Below are 20,416 nucleotides of genomic sequence, written 5' to 3'. Positions count from 1 at the left end.
TAAATGCCGTGCTAAGTGGGGAGGTAGCGGTGCCCTGTACTCGCAATCCGCTATAGCGAGGCCGAATCCCCATCTGAGGTGGAACGTTTGTAAGGTCTGCCTTAAGGGATTGGTGTTGACGCTCTAGGTCCTGCGCAACAGAGACCCATGAACCCTGTCAGATCCGGAAGGAAGCAGCAGTAAGTGGACTCCTCTGTGTGCCGCGGGGAAGCCTGGGCAGAGCCATGAACTTGAGTAACGCTTAGGAATGTTTCATCGAAGCTGGGTGCACGGTATACATATTGCAAAAGGCTGTATCAACGCTACGTGGTAAGTTGATACAGCCTTTTTATACATAAAATTGACGAATTTAGAAGATGCACTAATTCCATCCAAAATAAAGGTTTTGGTTCACATTCATGCCCCATATCGGGTATAATTAGAATGGATTAACAAAGGGGCCGTGCATTATGAGTTATCAAGCATTGTATCGTGTTTGGCGTCCGAGAACGTTTGCCGATGTTGTCGGGCAGGAACATATTACAAGGACATTAAAAAATGCGATTGTGCAGCAGAAATTTTCTCATGCCTATTTGTTTTCCGGCCCACGTGGAACAGGGAAGACAAGTGCAGCGAAGATTTTTGCGAAGGCAATTAATTGTGAACGTCGACCGGTGGAAGAACCATGTAATGAATGTGCATCCTGCCGCGGTATTCAAGACGGGTCGATATCCGATGTTATTGAAATGGATGCGGCATCGAATACAAGTGTGGAAGATATCCGCGAAATACGGGATAAAGTAAAATACGCATCAAGCTCTGTTCCATATAAAGTGTATATTATTGATGAAGTCCATATGATATCGGTGAATGCGTTTAATGCCCTGTTAAAGACTTTGGAAGAGCCCCCGAAGCATGTGGTATTTATATTAGCAACAACTGAGCCGCATAAAATACCATTAACAATTATCTCCAGATGCCAACGTTTTGATTTCAAACCGATTACCAACCAGGCTATCGTTGAGCGTATGAAGACGATTGTGGAGGCAGAGAACATTTCTGTTTCCAGAGAGGCATTAGATACGGTGGCACTTGCCGCTGAAGGCGGAATGCGAGATGCGCTGAGTATGTTGGATCAAGCAATTTCATATAGTGAGGATCAAGTGGAATTAGCTGATGTGCTGGCGGTTACTGGTGGGGTCTCCCAGCAGATTTTAACGAATATGGTAAAGGCAATGTACAATCAGGAGGCTCAGCAGGCATTAACATTACTGGATGAATTAATTCAGCGCGGTAAAGACCCGGGAAGATTTGTCTTTGACCTGATTTACTTTATGCGGGATTTGCTGCTTTACCAAAGTGCACCCTCCTTAGAAGGCATTTTGGAGCGGGCGATGATTGATGAGCAGTTTAAACAATTGACAGATCAGGTACCTGCAAGCTGGATTCAGGAAGCCATTATCCAGTTGAATCAGTGCCAGCAGGAAATGAAATGGTCGAACAGCCCAAAGGTATTTATTGAAATTGCCATACTGACGATTGTAAACCAGCATCACGAACCAGAAGCAGCGGCTGGAGGTCTTGATAATCAGGTTGTTTTAAAGCTTACCAATCGATTGGAACAGTTGGAAAAAGAATTAAAAACGCTGAAGGATACACCTGCCCAGCCAGCCAATCAACCGACACATACGGAGCCACGGCGTACACAGCCAAGACCATCTAATAATAGCTACAAAATACCGTATGAAAAAATTCGTTATGTTTTACAAGACGCGACGAAACCGGCACTGAAGCAAGTGAAATCAGAGTGGGCTGCATTTTTAAATGACCTTAAGGCAGCAAACGCACCGGCACATGCGTCCATCCAGGACAGCAAGCCAGCAGCAGCATCTGAGCAGGAACTTATCGTTGCATTTAAATATGAAATACATTGCTCCCTTTTTCTCAATCATCGGGAAATGAGTGAGCATGTACTGGAAAAAGCAATCGGTAAACATTTGACAATTATCCCGATACCGGACAATAATTGGCAAGAGTTACGCCGTGAATATATTCAACAACAAGAACAACAATCACCAAGTCAGCCAGAGGAACAACAAGTTGATCCCCTCGTTGAAGAGGCAAGGAAATTAGTCGGTGATGAATTGCTGGAGATCAAGGATTAGCGATAATAAAGTATGTATCCAGTTTTTGCTCCCCGTAAGTAAAGCATCGAACATAAACGAAAACATTTAAGGAGGAATTTTTCCATGAAAGGGAATATGGGTAATATGATGAAACAAATGCAGAAAATGCAAAAGAAGATGATGGCTGCACAGGACGAATTATATGAAATGAATTTTGAAGCAACTAGCGGTGGCGGAATGGTAACCGTGAAAGCAAATGGAAAAAAGGAAATCACTGAGGTGGAAATTAAAGAAGAAGCGGTGGATCCGGACGATGTGGAAATGCTGCAGGATATGATTTTGGCAGCTACAAATGATGTCATCAAACAAATCGATGATAAAACCAATGAAACCATGGGGCAATTCACGAAAGGATTAAATATGCCCGGCATGTTTTAGGGGGCAACAGTATGTACTATCCAGAACCGATTTCTAAACTAATTGATAGCTTTACCAAACTGCCAGGGATCGGACCAAAAACAGCAGTCCGACTGGCTTTTTTTGTCATTAATATGAATGAGGATGACGTCATGGATTTTGCCAATTCACTGGTAAATGCCAAACGTGAGCTTACCCATTGCTCCATATGTGGGCATATAACGGATCAGGATCCATGTGCCATTTGTCAGGATAATTCACGCGACGGATCGATTATTTGTGTTGTCCAGGACCCAAAGGACGTTATTGCGATGGAAAAGATGAAAGAATTTCATGGCAAATATCATGTATTGCATGGCGCCATCTCTCCCATGGATGGGATTGGACCAGAAGATATCAATATTCCTGACTTGTTGAATCGGTTAAAAGACGATGAAGTCCAGGAGCTAATCTTAGCAACAAATCCAAATATTGAGGGTGAAGCAACTGCTATGTATATTTCCCGACTTGTGAAACCATCAGGGATAAAGACAACACGAATAGCCCACGGCTTGCCGGTTGGTGGTGACCTTGAATATGCTGATGAGGTTACGTTATCTAAGGCATTAGAAGGCAGAAGGGATTTGTAAGGAATGTTCAAAAGGTCCGGTGAAAATGACATATAAAAAGGGGAACTTCCACTAAAATCGTCCACGTCCTGTGGACAACGCGGAAGTCACCACATCCTGTGAAAGCTCGTTGGCTTGTTTTTCCGCTGCTCATGTATTTAAATAACATACACTGTGCTGCTCAAAACTACACCGCCTCGAACTTCGACGCACAGGACGTTGCGACCTTAGCCGCCCTCGGTCCTTTTCATCCTCCTTTTTGAACATGCTATTGTAGGAGTTGGTTACATCATGAGCAAAAAGATAAAGAAGAAAGATATCGATGAGGAACTATTGGATGCTATTTTTACGTTAGAAAGGGAATGGAAGCAAATCCGTTCCCTGCTGGAAAAGAGTATTGAACCAATGGATTCCAGTGTACACATGGAGAAACTTGCTGAGGCAAAATATTTATATTTGCTGCGTGAGGCGCGCCACCGAAAGATTAGTGCGATTCGTTATAATTCATAGTTGATAGGTTCTTTTTCCCTCCTTTTTTTCATAGATAATAGAAAGGGACAAGGAGAAGGAGTTGAAGGCATTGAGCTCTACTGTAGTTATTTCGATTATGGTTGCACTAATTATTGTACTTTTAATTGTTGGCGCACCAGCAAAGCCAATGCGATTTATCGCCCATAGCATCGTGAAATTGGGTATTGGCGTCTTGTTTTTATTTTTCTTTAATGTATTTGGTGGTGCAGTTGGATTGCATATCCCTATCAATCTATTTACAACCATTATCTCAGGGTTCTTAGGATTATTTGGGGTTGCCTCTCTTGCTGCTATTCAGTTATTTATTATTCCATGACCCGAATTTTGCATGTTTAAAATAACATCCACCTCACTTTTTGGAAACAAACAGGCCTATGAAACATATAGTTAAATTAAAGGAAAGTTTCACAGTTTACATGTATACATTTCGTTAGATTAGGAGATACTAAGCTAACGGAGGTGGGGAGATGAAACAAACTATTTTAATCGAACGTTGTGGAATATGTGAGGAAGAAAAGGAAACGGGAATTCATTTATACAATCTGTTTATCTGTTGTGAGTGTGAGCAAAACATGATTCACACGGAACCAAGAGAAGAAAAATACCACTATTACTTACAAAAATTAAAAAATATGAATCAACCAACATTATATTCCTAGCATGTTAAGTCTTTGCATTAGTTACGTGCAAAGACTTTTTTCTTAGGATATGGAACAAGTGCACATTTTAAAAAATACACTAGGTTAATGTTCACGTTCCTAGGTCGATGATGAGCTGAATTGGGTTGATGTCCTCGTTCGCGGGTCGATGATAAGCCGAGTTGGGCTGACGTCCTCATTCCCAGGTCGATGATGAGCTGAATTGGGTTGATGTTCTCGTTCGCGGGTCGATGATAAGCCGAGTTGGGCTGACGTCCTCATTCCCAGGTCGATGATTAACCGGATTGGGTTGATGCACACGCTCTCAGGTCGATGATGAGCTGAATTGGGTTGATGTTCTCGTTCGCGGGTCGATGATAAGCTAAATTGGGCTGATGTCCTCATTCCCAGGTTGATGATGAGCCGAATTGGGTTGATGCACACGTTCGCAGGTTGATGATAAGCCGAATTGGGTTGATGCACACGTTCGCAGGTTGATGATAAGCCGAGTTTGGTTGATGCACACGCTCCCAGGTCGATGATGAGCCGTGTTTGGTTGATGTTCTCGTTCGCAGGTCGATGATAAGCTAAATTGGGCTGATGTCCTCATTCCCAGGTTGATGATGAGCCGAATTGGGTTGATGCACACGCTCCCAGGTCGATGATGAGCCAAATTGGGTTGATGCACGCGTTCGCAGGTCGATGATAAGCCGAATTGGGTTGATGCACACGCTCCAGGGTTTATGATTAGCCAAAATCAGTTGATACTGCCGATGCTAGCAATAACAACTATGCTCGGACAAGTAGTATTGGAAAGGTGAGGGAAATTTTGAAACAAAACCAGCAGCATAAACCTTTATATACAGCATTAATTCAATTTAACCAGCAGCATTCAATTTCCTTTCATGTACCAGGGCATAAGAATGGAACTATTTTTCCACATGAAGCTAGAAACGCATTCAAAAATATCCTGCCAATCGATGTGACGGAATTAACTGGTCTGGATGATTTGCATGCGGCGAGCGGTGTGATTGCTGAAGCCGAACAACTAGCTGCAGATTTTTTTCATGCTGATCACACTTTTTTCCTTGTTGGTGGTAGTACAGCAGGGAATTTGGCGATGATCATGGCCACTTGTGCACCTGGGGAAAAAGTAATTGTGCAACGAAATAGTCATAAGTCGATTATTAACGGGTTAGAACTGAGTGGGGCGAACCCGGTATTTATCGCACCTGAATATGATGAAGCAGCTAACCGTTATACATCTCCCAGTCTGGATACCCTAAAAGCAGCTTTACGGAAGTATCCTGAAGCAAAGGCGGTTGTGCTGACCTACCCTGATTATTTTGGCCGGACATATGCGATCGATCCAATGATTCAACTGGCACATGCATATGATATTCCTGTTTTAGTTGATGAAGCACATGGGGCTCATTTTATACTTGGTGATCCATTTCCAGCGTCTTCCTTAGCACTTGGTGCCGATTTGGCTGTGCAATCTGCACATAAAATGGCACCGGCGATGACAATGGCGTCCTATTTACATATAGCGGGGCAACGTATTTCTAACGATCGGGTGGCCCACTATTTACAAATGCTGCAATCCAGTAGTCCCTCCTATCCGCTAATGGCCTCATTAGATATTGCGCGGGCCTTTTTAGCGACATTTTCCGAGCGGGATATGAAAATGGTGCTGGGAAGTGTCCAACAGGTGCGAAGGCTGTTTGCCAATAGTGATTACTGGAACCTTATTCCGCTTACAACACATGATGACCCACTTAAAATAACCTTAAGCATCAAACAAGGCTACACCGGATTCACAGTGGCCCACTTTTTTGAACAGGCTGGCATCTATCCGGAACTAGCGGCGGACCATCACGTATTATTTATTCATGGTCTGCAAGCCTTCCAAAAATTAGACAAATTAAGTAACGCCATAAAACAAGTACAAGATCGATTAAAAATTACGGCAAAACATGCTACAATAGAAGTAATAAAACAGTTCCCTGCCAAAATAAATACACTTGCTATGTCATATGAACAGATGCGAAAGTGTCAAACTGCCATTGTTCCATTTCAACAGGCAAAAGATAAGGTGGCGGCAGAGGCTGTTATTCCATACCCCCCAGGAATCCCGCTTATTATGAAAGGGGAACAGGTCACAGGGGAACATATTAAGCGAATCGAGCAACTAATTATGCAGGGTGCAGCTTTTCAGCATCGCGATCTAACAAGCGGTATACGTATATTAATGAAGAAAGGCTGAAGCTAAACATGGCTTTGGTATAAAGGAGAAACATACGTGAACGGACATTTTATAACCTTCGAAGGCACGGAAGGCGCTGGAAAAACAACTATTCTTCATTCATTAGGAAAAAAACTCAAGCAAATGGGTCTGCCTGTAATCATTACCCGTGAGCCTGGCGGGATTGAAATTGCGGAAAAAATTAGGGAGGTTATCCTCGACCCACGGCATACAGAAATGGATAGCCGTACAGAAGCGTTGCTATATGCGGCAGCACGGAGACAGCATTTAGTCGAAAAAGTGTTACCAGCACTGCAAAACGGGAATATTATATTATGTGACCGGTTCATTGACAGTAGTCTTGCTTATCAAGGGTATGCAAGAGGGTTGGCAATGGATGATATTTGGTCTATTAATCAATTTGCAATTGAGAACTGTATGCCGAACCTGACATTATTTTTTGATATTGATCCAAAGAAGGGATTACAGCGTATCACAGCGAATAAAGATAGAGAAATGAACCGGCTTGATTTAGAAACGCTTTCATTTCATGAGCGCGTATATGAAGCATATACGATACTAAAAGAAAAATTTTCAGACCGGTTTGTTTCCATTGATGCTGAATCACCTCTGGAACAAGTAGAATCAGAAGCACAACATAAAGTTATCGCTTATTTGGAGCAACAAAATATGTAAAGGAGGTTAGTTCCATGAAGTTAATTATTGCAGTCACACAGGATAAAGATTCGAATCGTCTTGTCGATGCACTTGGTGAGGGAAATTTTAAAACAACGAAGCTTGCGACAACAGGTGGCTTTTTGAAAGAAGGCAATACGACATTAATGATTGGTTGTGAAGATGCGTATGTTGATGAAGCGTTAGATATCATTCGTGATAATTGCTCGCAACGTGAACAAATGGTGGCTCCCATTTCGCCAATGGGCGGGAATGCAGATTCCTATATTCCCAAGCCAGTTAAAGTAGAAGTAGGCGGAGCAACTGTCTTCATCCTGCCAATCGAGCAGTTTCTTCAATTTTAAAACAAATTTGCTGGAGTAAGGGTATTCCAGGCATTCGCTGTGGGTGTATCCAATTTACCTACTCTTAACGGGTGGTAAGACTCCCCTTCAAGATTTTGAGATAAGATAAAAAAGATAAGTGGGAGTCAACAGCATGACAAGGGTCCGATTCTGTTCGGGCCTGCTCGATGAAATTTCACGTTATCCAATCATCCCATGCCGTATAAAAGGGGTTAAACCTATGAAAATTAGTCAGGAAATGCGGGCGCAAATGGATCCCACGACCAACCATAATCGAAGCAGTGCGGCGGAGAAACCATCATTTGATGGTGTGATGGCATCCCAGACGCAAAAAATGAAATACCAGGAATTACAGCAGTTAATGGATAATATTACCAGGCAAGGAGATAAACTTGCCCGGTTTCGCTCTTTTCGTGATTTCGTGAAATTTAAGCGTTTGGTAAAAGGATTCCTGCAAGAGACGGTACATAGTGGCCTTGCATTGCAAAGTGGTCATAGTTTTCAATTAGATACCCAAAGCAGGAAACTGAGCATTGTGAAAGAAGTAGATGAAAAATTAGTAGAATTAACCGAAGAAATGATGAGTCAAGAAAAGAAGACCGTTGATTTGTTAGGAATGATCGGAGAAATCAAAGGGTTATTGATTAACTTATACAGGTAATGAAGGACGAAAAAATGATGAAAACATGGGCAGAGATTATGGAAATCCAACCATTAGCGGGAAAGATAATTACAAACAGCATGCGGAAAAATCGGATTTCCCATGCTTATTTAATTAGCGGGGAGCGTGGAACCGGGAAAGAATCGATTGCCACCCAGCTTGCCAAAAGCATGTTTTGCACCAATAAGGATGGAGTAGAGCCATGTCAAACATGTCATGCATGTAAACGCATTGAATCCAAAAACCATCCGGATGTACATTGGATCGAACCTGAAGGGCAATCGATTAAAAAAGAACAAATCGATAATTTGCAAAAGGAATTCAAGTATTCAGGTCTGGAATCCAATCGGAAAGTTTATATTATCAAAGCTGCTGAAACACTGACATTAAATGCAGCGAATCGCATTTTGAAGTTCCTGGAAGAGCCGAACAAAGAAACAACCGCCATCATGCTGACAGAGAACAGTCAATCGATTATCCCTACCATTCGCTCCCGCTGCCAGATACTTGAATTACAGTCATTAAATCCCTACTACTTTCAGCAGCAGCTAATGGATGCCAACATACCAGAAGGAAATGCCAGATTGTTTAGTGCACTAACCAATAATTTAGCAGAGGCAACCCATTGGAATGAAGATGATTGGTTTGCCAGTGCACGAAAGTTAATGGTACAATTAATTGAAAAGTTCATCGAAAATCCAGATGATGCTTATTTGTTTATCCATAGTAAGTGGTTGCCCCACTTTAAGGAGAAAAAGGAGCAAGAACATGGCTTGGATTTGTTGCTATTAGCATTTAAAGATATTGTGATGTCTCATATTGGATACGATGAAGCGATTGTCGTCTTTGATAAGTCAAGTCAGAAGTTAGAAGACCTCACGATGGCTTTTTCACAAGCAAAAGTCCTTGCAATTTTAAATGCCATTTTATCAGCAAAACAGAAATTGAAGCAAAATGTCCATCCGACGTTGGTGATGGAGCAGCTTACACTTCAAATACAGAGGTGATATTGATGATTGAAGTGATTGGAGTCCGTTTTAAAAAGGCGGGTAAAATATATTATTTTGATCCTGGTGAACAGGAGATTGAGATAGATAGTTACGTAATTGTGGAAACAATTCGTGGCATTGAATTTGGCAAGGTTGTTATTGCCGGTAAGCAGGTTGATGAGGAAGATGTCGTCCTTCCGTTGAAGAAGGTTATTCGGATTGCCGATGAAAAGGACAAATTATCGGTTGTCGAAAATCAGGAACAGGCGGAAGCAGCCTTTGAAACATGTGCGCAGAAAATTATCGAGCATAAGCTGGATATGAATCTGGTGGAGGTAGAATATACATTTGACCGGAACAAGATCATTTTTTATTTCACAGCAGATGGCCGTGTTGATTTCCGCAATTTGGTCAAAGATTTAGCAGCATTATTTAAAACACGGATCGAGCTCAGGCAGATTGGGGTACGGGATGAGGCCAAGATGCTTGGCGGGATTGGTCCCTGTGGCCGGATGCTATGCTGCTCGACTTTCTTGGGTGATTTTGAACCAGTGTCCATTAAAATGGCCAAGGATCAGAATCTTTCCTTGAATCCGGCAAAGATCTCGGGACTATGCGGCCGGTTAATGTGCTGCTTGAAATATGAAAATGATGATTATGAAACAGCAAAACGTGTATTGCCTGATCTAGGCGAAATGATTACAACACCGTTCGGAAACGGAAAAGTGGTTGGTCTGAACATCCTTGAGCGTGTCATCCATATTGAGCTTCCAGAGAAAGAACGTGTCATTGAGTATACATTAGATGAACTAATCGAAGAAGGAATCATTTCAGCACAAGCCACAGAATAGTGGGGTGTAAAGCTTGAGCAAAAGGGAGATTTTTGACCAAGTGTCGGATATGGAAGAACGAATTGGTAAATTATATGAACAACTTGGTGATTTAAAAAATCAATTAGGCAGCTTGCTGGAAGAGAATCAGCGTCTAGCGGTGGAAAACCATAATTTGCGTAATCATTTAAACACAAAGGAACAAGCTAGTGATGATACAAGAGATGCGACGCATACGAAAGATATTCCTGGTGAAGGGTACGACAACCTGGCCAGATTATATGAAGAAGGATTCCACATTTGTAATTTGGAATTCGGCAGTCCAAGAAGGGATGAGGATTGTATCTTTTGCTTGGACTTCTTAAGCAAAACAAAATAGGGAACAAATTAGAAATCACCGGTATAAAGCTGTCTCATGTCTTCAATAAGACACACGAGGCAGCTTTTTTAGTGAATGTGTCCAACTGCTGCAAAGAAGGGAGAGATGAGAATGGTGCGATTACATCATGATGAGCGGATGGATTATTTACTTGGGGACGAAGAAATGACAATTATTCAAAGCCCTACCGTATTTTCATTTTCACTAGATGCAGTGTTACTTGCCCATTTTGCTTCTGTTCCAATTAAACGGGGAAGTATTCTTGAGCTTTGTTCCGGAAATGGTGTGATTCCGCTGCTGTTATCAAGGAAAACCAATGCCCAGATCACCGGGGTAGAAATTCAGGAGCGACTGTATGATATGGCAAGAAGAAATGTGCAGATGAATGGATTGGAAAATCAGGTGACCTTCCTTCATAAGGACTTAAAAGCACTAAAGCCTGCACTTGGCCACAGTAAGTTTGATGTGGTTGTATGTAACCCTCCTTATTTCCGTACCCCGGCAAAGACAGAGCATAATAAGAATGACTATTTAACGATTGCCAGACATGAAGTTTTCTGTACGTTAGATGACGTGGTAAAAGCTTGCAAACTACATGTGCGTCCTGGTGGCAAGGTAGCAATGGTACATCGGCCAGGTAGACTGGTTGACATTATCACCGCATTTCGTCAGTATAAATTGGAACCAAAACGGATGCAGCTTGTTTATCCCAAAATGGGCAGGGAGGCAAATATGCTTTTAGTGGAGGCAATCCGGGATGGCAAGGCAGATCTAACTATCCTGCCGCCATTATATATTTATAATGAGGCTAACACATACACGAACGAGGCAGAGGAAATCATCTATGGGCGAAAATAAGCACATCGTTTACATACTGCAATGTCATGATGGCACGCTATATACTGGGTATACGAATGATATGAAACGGCGTCTGCGTTTACATGAGTCCGGTAAAGGGGCAAAATATACACGGGGGAGAGGACCGTTTCAGGTGAAATATATGAAACATTTCCCTACAAAGGAAGAAGCGATGCAACAGGAGTATGCGATTAAACGGTTAAGTCGAAAGCACAAAGAACAATTAATATGTCGTAACCATGAGGAAGATAGGCATGAAAATACAGAAGAGTTTTGAACATCAGGAGGCAGGGACCATTTATGTTGTTCCGACACCAATTGGGAACCTGGAGGATATAACGTATCGGGCGCTAAAGACCCTGCAAACGGTTGCCGTGATTGCTGCTGAGGACACACGTAATACAAGAAAGCTTTTGAATCATTTTGATATTACAACTCGGTTGACTAGTTATCATGAACATAATAAAGAGACAAAAGAGGCTCCATTGATGGCCCGATTACATGCTGGTGAATCAATTGCGGTTGTTAGTGATGCCGGAATGCCGGGGATATCAGACCCAGGGTATGAGCTTATTCGTGCTGCGATTGCTGAGGACATCCCCGTCGTTGTCTTGCCAGGGGCAAATGCTGCATTATGTGCACTGGTGGGATCCGGACTTCCGTCTACAGAGTTTCTGTTTTATGGATTTTTGCCACGGAAAAAAAAGGACAAGGTACATGAATTAGAGCGTCTGCAGCAGATGCAGGCAACATTACTATTTTATGAATCCCCATTTCGGGTAAAAGAAACACTGGCAGTAATACATGAGGTGTTCGGTAACCGGCATATTGCGATTGCCAGAGAATTGACCAAACGATATGAAGAATATACACGAGGCACGATTGCGGATATCCTGGCTGCCGTTGAGGATCAGACGTTAAAAGGCGAGTTTGTGATGGTGGTAGAAGGCAATACCGAAGAGGAAAAGCACCAGGAAACATTATGGTGGGGACATCTATCTGTGGTTGAACATGTCCATTATTACCTGGATCATGATGGTATTTCCAGTAAGGATGCCATCAAACAAGTTGCCAAAGATCGTCATATGCCAAAACGGGAGGTATATCAGACGTTTCATGTTGATCATGATCCGAAAGAATAAAGTGAAACTTCATTCTGTGGGGTACTTTCCCGTTGAATTAGAGGAACAAAGACTAAATTCTCTTTGCGTCTGAGTTGCAATGCCTTTGTGACCTGCTTCGTGCAGGCTAAGAACAGAATCTAACCTTTGTCATGCAGTTAACCGGCATAAAAAAGAGGCTGACGTTCGTTGCGAAAGCGTCAGCCCCCTTTATCACATGGAGGTCATCTATAGTAGTCATTGCTCACTTTTTATTTATCAAGCCGTGATTGTATTTCACTGACCAAATGCTTGGCTCCGTCTGGGCTAAGTACCAGTTTTCCATCGGCAAAGGCCATGTTTTCGTCAGAGGTTTCCCCAGTAATTTGACAAGTCATGTTGGGCGTGTATTTCTTTAATACTATTTTATCATTATCGACATAAATTTCTAATGCGTCTTTTTCGTGAATATCTAGTGTTCGACGTAATTCAATCGGAATGACAACGCGTCCTAATTCATCGACCTTTCGTACAATCCCTGTAGACTTCATACATTTCCTCCTCCCTTTTAATAGATTAGAACAAATTTTTCGTCAAGGTTCGACAAGTATCTAGCAATATCGTACCAACCTTTACCAAAAGTGTCAATTAATTTTTTAAAAGATGTGAAATTATAAAATTCATCGTAATCTTGTGTTGTACCCTGTTAAAATTGGAAATGATGGAAAAAAGGCATGAATACCCCGAAAATGGAAATCTTGTGATAAAATCGCTACAATAGAAAGAGGAATTTAGTCGTATAGGAGGAAGAGTCACATGTCAAACGAAAAGAAGACATTTTATATCACGACACCAATTTATTATCCGAGTGGCAATTTGCACATTGGACATGCATATTCCACGGTAGCTGGTGACGCGATTGCACGGTATAAACGGTTGCGGGGATTTGACGTGATGTATTTAACCGGTACAGATGAACATGGTCAAAAGATCCAGAAAAAGGCGGAGGAAAAGGGTGTTTCGCCTCAGGAATATGTGGACGATATTGTTAGTGGTATTCAAGCACTATGGAAAAAGCTGAAGATCACCAACGATGATTTTATCCGTACTACGCAACCGCGCCATAAACAAGCGGTGGAAAAGATCTTTGCCCAGTTGTTGAAGCAAGGGGATATTTACCTTGATCAGTACGAAGGCTGGTATTGTACATCCTGTGAATCTTTTTTCACCCAACGGCAATTAGTGGATGGGCATTGTCCAGATTGTGGGGGCCCGGTTGAAAAGGTAAAAGAGGAATCGTATTTCTTTAAAATGAGTAAATATGTCGATCGGCTTGTCCAGTTTTATGATGCGCATCCGGAGTTTATCCAGCCGGAGAGCCGTAAAAATGAAATGCTGAACAACTTTATTAAGCCTGGATTAGAGGACTTAGCGATATCCCGGACATCATTTGACTGGGGTATTAAAGTGCCAGGAGATCCCAAACATGTGATTTATGTGTGGGTCGATGCCTTGAGCAATTACATTACGGCGCTCGGGTATGGCACGGATCATGATGAAAAGTTTCAAAGATATTGGCCGGCGGATGTTCATTTAATGAGTAAGGAAATTGTCCGATTCCATACTATCTATTGGCCGATCATGTTAATGGCATTGGATCTGCCATTACCGAAGAAAGTGTTTGCTCATGGCTGGATTCTGATGAAGGATGGCAAGATGTCCAAGTCAAAAGGAAATGTCGTTGATCCTGTCAGCTTAACCGACCGGTATGGACTGGATGCATTGCGTTACTATTTATTACGTGAGGTACCATTTGGATCGGATGGCGTATTTACACCGGAGGGCTTTGTGGAACGGATGAATTACGACTTAGCCAATGACCTTGGCAACTTGTTAAATCGTACGGTTGCTATGATTGAAAAATATTTTAATGGAGAAATTCCTGCATATAAAGCATCGGAAACGACAGTTGATCAGACCCTGAAACAGTTTGCTGAGGAAACAATTCAGAAAGTGGAAGATGCATTGGAGAACATGCAGTTTTCGGTAGCCCTGTCTTCCTTATGGCAATTAATAAGTCGGACGAATAAGTATATTGACGAAAATGAACCGTGGATTTTGGCGAAAGATGAAAGTAAAAAAGAACGGTTAGGCAATGTCATGGCTCATTTAGCGGAATCATTGCGCATTGCTGCTGTTATGCTCCAACCATTTTTGACCGAATCACCTGCAGAGATCTTCAAGCAGTTAGGGATCAAGGATGACGCGTTGATGGAATGGGAAAGTGTCCATCAACAAGGGCAAATTAAAGCCGGAACAAAGGTGGAAAAAGGAAACCCAATTTTTCCGCGTTTGGATGCAGAGGCAGAGGTTCAGATGATTAAAACCATGATGCAAAAGCCTGCGGCGGAAAAGAAGGAAACGACGTCGCAGCAGCCTGCACCAAAAGAACAAATTGTTTATGATGACTTCATGAAGCTGGATATGCGTGTTGCTGAAGTTATCAAAGTGGAGAAAATGAAAAAGGCAGATAAGCTTTTAAAGTTTCAGCTTGACTTAGGTAATGAAAAGCGCCAAATCATCTCCGGTATTGCCCAACATTATCAGCCAGAGGAGCTTGTTGGCAAAAAAGTAATTTGCGTAACCAACTTAAAACCAGTGAAATTACGTGGAGAGATGTCTGAAGGAATGATTCTTTCCGGTGAATCTCCTGAAGGTAAACTCGCACTTGCTACGGTTGAACAAACACTACCGAACGGGTCGGTTGTAAAGTAATATCAAAAAAGTCATATCCAAGGTACGGATATGACTTTTTTTACCAGTAAAAAGCTAAGTGAAGTGGAGGAAAAGTTTAATGTTATTTGATACTCATGTCCATGTAAACGTGGAACAATTTGCTGAAGACCGTGAAAAGGTAATACAGCGTGCATTTGATACAGGTGTGAAATACATGGTTGTTGTTGGGTTTGACAGGGAGACAATCCCGCTTGCCATTGAACTTGCCGAACAATACGAAACGATTTATGCCGCAGTGGGATGGCACCCGGTTGATGCGATTGATATGACCGATGAGGAATTAGCCTGGATTGAAGAGCTGTCCGCCCATCCAAAGGTAGTGGCTATCGGTGAAATGGGGCTGGACTATCATTGGGATAAGTCACCTAAAGATGTGCAAAAAGATGTATTCCGTAAACAAATCCGTCTTGCCAAAAAAGTAAATATGCCGATTATTATTCATAACCGGGAGGCCACTGAGGATATATTGGAGATTTTACAAGAGGAGGATGCCAAGCAGATTGGGGGGATCATGCATTGTTACAACGTTTCTGCTGATTACCTGCAAACGTGCCTGGATATGGATTTCTACATTTCTTTTGGTGGTACAGTTACGTTTAAAAACGCACCATTACCGCAAGAGGCAGCCATTCAGGTGCCGGCTGACCGGCTCCTCATCGAAACCGATGCACCATTCTTAGCTCCACACCCAAATAGAGGGAAACGAAATGAGCCGGCATATGTTAAATTGGTTGCCGAAAAGATCGCTGAACTTAGGGAGACAACGATCGAGGAGATTGGCAAGATCACGACAGAAAACGCCTTTCATCTCTTTGGAATCTCGTAAATTCGTCGTAAATTGACTGTAATAGTCGATAAAAAAATCACTATATATTTTAGGGATCAGCAGGGTTGCTGGTCTCTTTTTTTACAATTATGTAACACGGATGATCGCTTGATATACCAACATTTTACAGGTTACTTAGAAAAATAAAGTGCTGTTAGGATTGTGTGTGTAATTTGTTTGTAACCAAACCGTAAACGTAATGGCTTTGACTTTGTATAGGAGTGTTACTATACTCGATTAGGAAATGAGGGGAGGCAAAAAGCATGGAGATTATTTCAAAGCTTATGCCGGCATCGAAATGGAAGCTGGTTATCTCTAGTATTGGTGTAGTAGCACTTGCAGTATTCTCCAGTCTGTTGCTGATCGAAGCACAGAAGTCAGAGGTAGACATAACAGAAGACGGCGAACAACGAACAGTGAGTACACATGCAAATACGGTAGAAGAACTGCTTAACGAGGAAGGAATAACGGTTAGTGCACATGATGAGTTATCGGCAGATCCTAATACAGAGCTGAAAGATGGCATGGAGATTACATTAAATCATGCCAAGCGGATTACAGTCCTCATGGATGGTGAGGAGCAGGAGTTTTACACAATGATGCAAACGGTTGGTGCATTCCTTGATAAACCTAAGAATGGCTTATCGGTTTCCAAGCATGATGAACTGTCTTTTAACCGAGGTGATGAACTAAAAGATGGCATGCAATTAACGATCGATAAGGCTTTTCAAATTACTGTTAACGATGGTGGAAAGAAAAAGAAATATTGGACGACAGGCGTTACTGTTGCAGATTTCCTTGAAGATAACGAAATTACATACGAAGAAGACAGCAAGGATAGAATTAAACCAAAACCAGGTGATCAGATAACAAAGGATACGAAGATCGCCATTACCCGTATTGAAAAGTTACCGAATATTGTTTTAGAAGAGGAGATCCCGTTTGAAACAGAAACCCAAAAAGACAACACCTTGGCCAAAGGGGAAGAAAAGGTGCTGGAAGATGGCGAGAATGGAATACGGGAATTGACATATAAGGCATTTAAGAAAAATGGCAAGAAGAAAAAAGGCAAATTAATCGACTCTGAAGTAACAACAGATAGTCAAAATAAAATTATAGCAATTGGAACCAAAGAGCCAGACCCGAAACCAAAACCGAAAAAGAATGCAGAACCGAATGTTGTTAACACGTCATCTAGTAATAATAATGCAAATAGTGACGTATTATATATGACTGCAACAGCTTTTACTGCAGACTGTAGCGGCTGCTCCGGCCATACTGCAACAGGTATTGACTTGCAGGCAAATCCAAATGCAAAGGTGATTGCTGTTGATCCAAGTATCATTCCATTAGGATCAAAAGTATGGGTCGAAGGATATGGAAATGCTATTGCAGCAGATACAGGCGGCTTTAGCGGCAAGCAAATTGACTTGCATGTACCAACCAAGGCTGATGCGTACAGTTTTGGCCGCAAGCAAGTTAAAGTGAAGATCTTAAATTAAGGCAATCATATGAGGTATGCTTATTCAAGAAATGCGTGAAAATAATACTCCTGCCATGCTATGATGGTAGGAGTATTATTTGTTTACAGGAATAAATGAAGGAATGAAGAATATGGAAAAGATAAAAGAAGTCATCGTTGTTGAGGGGCGTGACGATACAGCGAAAATCAAACAAGCGGTTCGGGCTGATACCATTGAAACAAATGGATCTGCGATTAATAAGGAAACACTAGCACAGATACAGCATGCCAAGGATAAGCGTGGAGTTATTATTTTTACGGATCCTGATTATCCAGGGGAGCGAATTCGCCGGATAATTGATCAGGCAGTCCCTGGGTGCAAGCATGCCTTTTTAAAGCAAGAAGAAGCACGACCAAAGCATACCCATCATAAGAGTCTCGGAATTGAGCATGCGTCCATTGCTACGCTTCAACGTGCTTTAGCGGATGTATATGAAGTAGCCCAGACGAAACATAATGATATTACCAAGCAAGATTTGATTCATTATGGGCTTATTGGCGGGCCGCGGGCAAATTCCAGGAGGGACCGGCTTGGCAAGCTATTGCAGATTGGACATACAAATGGCAAACAGCTAATGAAGCGGCTTGGTATGTTTGAAATAACCCATTCCCAATTTGAACAGGCAATTAATCGTGTGCTTCAGGAGGAGACCAATGACGAATAAAAAATATATAGCAACCCCAACTCGTACAAAAGAAATTCTTCATACCTATCAATTTTTCTTTAAAAAGAGTTTGGGCCAGAACTTCCTGGTTGATGTGAACACCTTGGAAAACATTATCAAACATGCAGGAATTGACAAGCAATCAGGGGTTATTGAAATCGGGCCGGGAATAGGCGCATTAACGGAACAGCTGGCGATCCATGCCAAAAATGTGACAGCATTCGAAATTGACCAGCGTTTATTTCCCATATTAGGGGAGACATTAAAGCAATATGACAATGTACAACTGATTCATCAGGATATATTAAAAGCGGATGTCCACCAGACAATCCAGGCTAACTTTTCCCCAGATCAAGCTATCCATATCGTGGCTAATTTGCCGTATTACATTACGACACCTATCCTGATGAAATTGTTACAGGAGAAATTGCCGATCAATAGTTTAACGGTGATGATCCAAAAAGAGGTAGCTGCCCGTATGGCGGCTAAACCCAATTCCAAGAGCTATGGGTCGCTCTCGATCGCCGTCCAATACTATACACATGCGGAAGTGGTCATGCAGGTCCCTAAGCGTGTATTCATGCCACAGCCAAATGTCGACTCAAGTGTACTAAAACTAACGATGAGAGAAATGCCGCCCGTTGATGTTCTTGATGAGGAATTCTTTTTTACGATTGTTCAAGCAGCATTTGCGCAACGACGGAAAACATTGCGTAACAACTTAACCAACCACTTTAGCGGTTCTTTGACAAAAAATGCAATTAATCAGTTGCTGGATACGATTGAAATCGATGGAACCAGGCGCGGTGAATCATTAACAATGGATGAGTTTGCAAAGCTGGCTAATGCCTTTTTCCAAATAACGACATCATAACTGTCAGAAGAGGATAGAGAAATTACTTTGCTTGGAATTTAGCTTCGTTCGTAGCCTCATCGCATTGTTGAAGCTACGAAAACGAGAAAAAATTCATCGTTCGAGGCCTCATTGCATGGATGAAGTCATACCTACATATGAAAATCCACATAAAAAGTAACTCCTAACCTACCTGACATGTCATCGTTCGTTTAGGTAGGTGTTTTCGTTATATCCCTATCCTTTTTACGCACAAAACGCCTCATCTCACATAGGCTATTTCAGGGATGCCTTCATGAATGCGAAGGCTTGTGAGGTGGTTTGATGGATTTTTCAACTGGTGATTTAGTGACACGTAAATCATATCAGCATGATGTTTTATTTCGGGTCTCAGCCCGGCATGGGGACACGGTCATCCTCCATGGGGAAGATGTTCGTCTGGAGGCAGATGCGCCTGCAACCGACCTTGTACATGTTCAACAGCGGGAACTGGATAAACGGCGCAAACGGGACAAGGAAAAGGAAGAATCTTCCTATCGTTTGTTTCGGCAGGATTATCAATTAATGAAAGAAAAGCGGGATTACCAATCGACTGAGGGATTCACGTACCCAACCAGCTATTTTCAGCTTCCTGCTAAGGTGTTACATGTGGATGGTGATAAACTGTACTTAAAGAAATGTATAGAATTATATCAGCGGATGGGCTTGCAGGTTCATGGCATTCATCTGCTTGAAAGGGAAATGCCATTAGAAATCGGCGCGCTTGTCGAGAAGATTCAACCAGATATCATTGTCATTACAGGTCACGATTCATTTTCTAAAAATAAAGGGTTAAAAAGTGACCTTCGTGCATACCGGCATTCCAAGTATTTTGCCGAGACGGTTCGATCGGCCAGACAAATTGTTCCTCAATTGGATCAACTCGTTATTTTTGCAGGTGCGTGTCAGTCGCACTTTGAGTCACTTATTCGGGCTGGAGCAAACTTTGCCAGCTCTCCTTCGCGAATTAATATCCATGCCCTTGATCCCGTTTATATTGCCGCAAAAATTGCCTATACGCCATTTATGGAGAAGGTAAGTGTATGGGATGCACTTCGCAATACCCTCACCGGAGAAAAAGGAATGGGAGGCGTGGAGACTAAAGGATTGCTTCGTACTGGTATGCCGTATGTAGAAGAAGAACCGTATGATAATTAGGAAGATGGAATGTATGGAATCATAATTGTGGCTGATATTTTTTCGCGGCCACAATAATTTTTCACTTTCCATACATAATTTTTTAACATTTACGAAATAATAACATAAATATTTCGTTTTAACTGTTGACATTAAAAAAGGTATACTGTTATAATT

The 20,416-nt window shown here is 42.0% G+C and carries 23 protein-coding genes and 1 other RNA gene; 23 read left to right on the top strand and 1 reads right to left on the bottom strand.

The genetic code is table 11. The annotated features are described in order from the left end of the window. Window positions 1–6 precede the first annotated feature (6 nt). From ffs to rsmI, 17 genes are all read left to right on the top strand, one after another. An RNA gene (ffs, locus tag WMZ97_RS00300) (signal recognition particle sRNA large type) lies at window positions 7–273 on the top strand. Window positions 274–449: 176 nt separating this feature from the next. Beyond that, window positions 450–2,144, top strand: a complete 1,695-nt coding sequence (dnaX, locus tag WMZ97_RS00295; RefSeq protein ID WP_343270052.1) for a DNA polymerase III subunit gamma/tau — start codon at window positions 450–452, stop codon at window positions 2,142–2,144. 84 nt (window positions 2,145–2,228) lie between these two features. Further along, a complete protein-coding gene (locus WMZ97_RS00290) occupies window positions 2,229–2,543 on the top strand; it encodes a YbaB/EbfC family nucleoid-associated protein (RefSeq protein ID WP_343270051.1) in 315 nt (104 codons plus the stop codon). 11 nt (window positions 2,544–2,554) lie between these two features. Beyond that, window positions 2,555–3,151: a recombination mediator RecR gene (gene recR / locus WMZ97_RS00285; RefSeq protein WP_343270050.1), complete on the top strand. Its 597-nt coding sequence runs from the start codon at window positions 2,555–2,557 to the stop codon at window positions 3,149–3,151. A gap of 270 nt (window positions 3,152–3,421) precedes the next feature. Continuing rightward, window positions 3,422–3,640, top strand: a complete 219-nt coding sequence (locus WMZ97_RS00280) for a YaaL family protein (protein WP_343270049.1) — start codon at window positions 3,422–3,424, stop codon at window positions 3,638–3,640. Between the two features lie 70 nt (window positions 3,641–3,710). Next, window positions 3,711–3,977, top strand: coding sequence for a pro-sigmaK processing inhibitor BofA family protein (locus WMZ97_RS00275; protein ID WP_343270048.1), 267 nt, complete (start codon window positions 3,711–3,713; stop codon window positions 3,975–3,977). A gap of 151 nt (window positions 3,978–4,128) precedes the next feature. Next, window positions 4,129–4,320: a sigma factor G inhibitor Gin gene (locus WMZ97_RS00270; protein WP_343270047.1), complete on the top strand. Its 192-nt coding sequence runs from the start codon at window positions 4,129–4,131 to the stop codon at window positions 4,318–4,320. Between the two features lie 808 nt (window positions 4,321–5,128). Further along, window positions 5,129–6,565, top strand: a complete 1,437-nt coding sequence (locus WMZ97_RS00265; protein WP_343270046.1) for an aminotransferase class I/II-fold pyridoxal phosphate-dependent enzyme — start codon at window positions 5,129–5,131, stop codon at window positions 6,563–6,565. Window positions 6,566–6,601: 36 nt separating this feature from the next. Beyond that, window positions 6,602–7,240, top strand: a complete 639-nt coding sequence (gene tmk, locus WMZ97_RS00260; RefSeq protein ID WP_343270045.1) for a dTMP kinase — start codon at window positions 6,602–6,604, stop codon at window positions 7,238–7,240. Window positions 7,241–7,254: 14 nt separating this feature from the next. Beyond that, window positions 7,255–7,584 carry a cyclic-di-AMP receptor gene (locus WMZ97_RS00255; protein ID WP_343270044.1) on the top strand — a complete coding sequence of 110 codons (330 nt, stop codon included), beginning with the start codon at window positions 7,255–7,257 and terminating at the stop codon, window positions 7,582–7,584. A gap of 220 nt (window positions 7,585–7,804) precedes the next feature. Then, the gene (locus tag WMZ97_RS00250) at window positions 7,805–8,245 is read left to right on the top strand and encodes a YaaR family protein (protein ID WP_343270043.1); all 441 of its coding nucleotides are present in this window, start codon (window positions 7,805–7,807) and stop codon (window positions 8,243–8,245) included. Between the two features lie 17 nt (window positions 8,246–8,262). Then, a complete protein-coding gene (holB, locus tag WMZ97_RS00245; RefSeq protein ID WP_343270368.1) occupies window positions 8,263–9,252 on the top strand; it encodes a DNA polymerase III subunit delta' in 990 nt (329 codons plus the stop codon). Window positions 9,253–9,257: 5 nt separating this feature from the next. Further along, entirely contained in the window at window positions 9,258–10,085 is an 828-nt protein-coding gene (locus tag WMZ97_RS00240; protein ID WP_343270042.1) for a PSP1 domain-containing protein, read from the top strand. A gap of 13 nt (window positions 10,086–10,098) precedes the next feature. Continuing rightward, window positions 10,099–10,443, top strand: a complete 345-nt coding sequence (gene yabA / locus WMZ97_RS00235) for a DNA replication initiation control protein YabA (protein WP_343270041.1) — start codon at window positions 10,099–10,101, stop codon at window positions 10,441–10,443. A gap of 111 nt (window positions 10,444–10,554) precedes the next feature. Next, a complete protein-coding gene (locus WMZ97_RS00230) occupies window positions 10,555–11,301 on the top strand; it encodes a tRNA1(Val) (adenine(37)-N6)-methyltransferase (protein ID WP_343270040.1) in 747 nt (248 codons plus the stop codon). After that, window positions 11,288–11,578, top strand: coding sequence for a GIY-YIG nuclease family protein (locus WMZ97_RS00225; RefSeq protein WP_343270039.1), 291 nt, complete (start codon window positions 11,288–11,290; stop codon window positions 11,576–11,578). The genes WMZ97_RS00230 and WMZ97_RS00225 overlap by 14 nt, the downstream gene beginning before the upstream one ends. Continuing rightward, window positions 11,556–12,443: a 16S rRNA (cytidine(1402)-2'-O)-methyltransferase gene (gene rsmI / locus WMZ97_RS00220; protein WP_343270038.1), complete on the top strand. Its 888-nt coding sequence runs from the start codon at window positions 11,556–11,558 to the stop codon at window positions 12,441–12,443. Before WMZ97_RS00225 ends, rsmI begins: the two co-directional genes overlap by 23 nt. Window positions 12,444–12,673: 230 nt before the next feature. Here the strand turns inward: rsmI and WMZ97_RS00215 are convergent, their stop codons facing one another. Next, window positions 12,674–12,952, bottom strand: a complete 279-nt coding sequence (locus tag WMZ97_RS00215; protein WP_343270037.1) for an AbrB/MazE/SpoVT family DNA-binding domain-containing protein — start codon at window positions 12,950–12,952, stop codon at window positions 12,674–12,676. Between the two features lie 265 nt (window positions 12,953–13,217). Between WMZ97_RS00215 and metG the strand changes: the two genes are divergently transcribed. The 6 genes from metG (at window position 13,218) to yabG (ending at window position 20,260) form a co-directional block, all read left to right on the top strand. Further along, window positions 13,218–15,176 (top strand): methionine--tRNA ligase, encoded by a 1,959-nt coding sequence (gene metG, locus WMZ97_RS00210; protein ID WP_405027635.1) that lies wholly within the window; start codon window positions 13,218–13,220, stop codon window positions 15,174–15,176. A 79-nt stretch (window positions 15,177–15,255) separates the two neighbouring features. Beyond that, window positions 15,256–16,023 (top strand): TatD family hydrolase, encoded by a 768-nt coding sequence (locus WMZ97_RS00205; RefSeq protein WP_343270036.1) that lies wholly within the window; start codon window positions 15,256–15,258, stop codon window positions 16,021–16,023. Between the two features lie 263 nt (window positions 16,024–16,286). Next, entirely contained in the window at window positions 16,287–17,525 is a 1,239-nt protein-coding gene (locus WMZ97_RS00200) for a ubiquitin-like domain-containing protein (RefSeq protein ID WP_343270035.1), read from the top strand. Window positions 17,526–17,637: 112 nt separating this feature from the next. Continuing rightward, window positions 17,638–18,210 carry a ribonuclease M5 gene (rnmV, locus tag WMZ97_RS00195; RefSeq protein ID WP_343270367.1) on the top strand — a complete coding sequence of 191 codons (573 nt, stop codon included), beginning with the start codon at window positions 17,638–17,640 and terminating at the stop codon, window positions 18,208–18,210. Continuing rightward, a complete protein-coding gene (gene rsmA / locus WMZ97_RS00190) occupies window positions 18,200–19,084 on the top strand; it encodes a 16S rRNA (adenine(1518)-N(6)/adenine(1519)-N(6))-dimethyltransferase RsmA (protein ID WP_343270034.1) in 885 nt (294 codons plus the stop codon). The genes rnmV and rsmA overlap by 11 nt, the downstream gene beginning before the upstream one ends. Before the next feature lie 303 nt (window positions 19,085–19,387). After that, complete coding sequence (gene yabG / locus WMZ97_RS00185) at window positions 19,388–20,260, top strand: sporulation peptidase YabG (RefSeq protein WP_343270033.1); 873 nt, start codon at window positions 19,388–19,390, stop codon at window positions 20,258–20,260. The last annotated feature ends 156 nt before the right edge of the window (window positions 20,261–20,416 follow it).

It is taken from the genome of Lentibacillus songyuanensis (assembly GCF_039548255.1).
Classification (GTDB): domain Bacteria; phylum Bacillota; class Bacilli; order Bacillales; family Amphibacillaceae; genus Lentibacillus_C; species Lentibacillus_C songyuanensis.
Note: the sequence above shows the minus strand (reverse complement) of the source record. Positions and strands in the feature narration are given on the sequence as shown.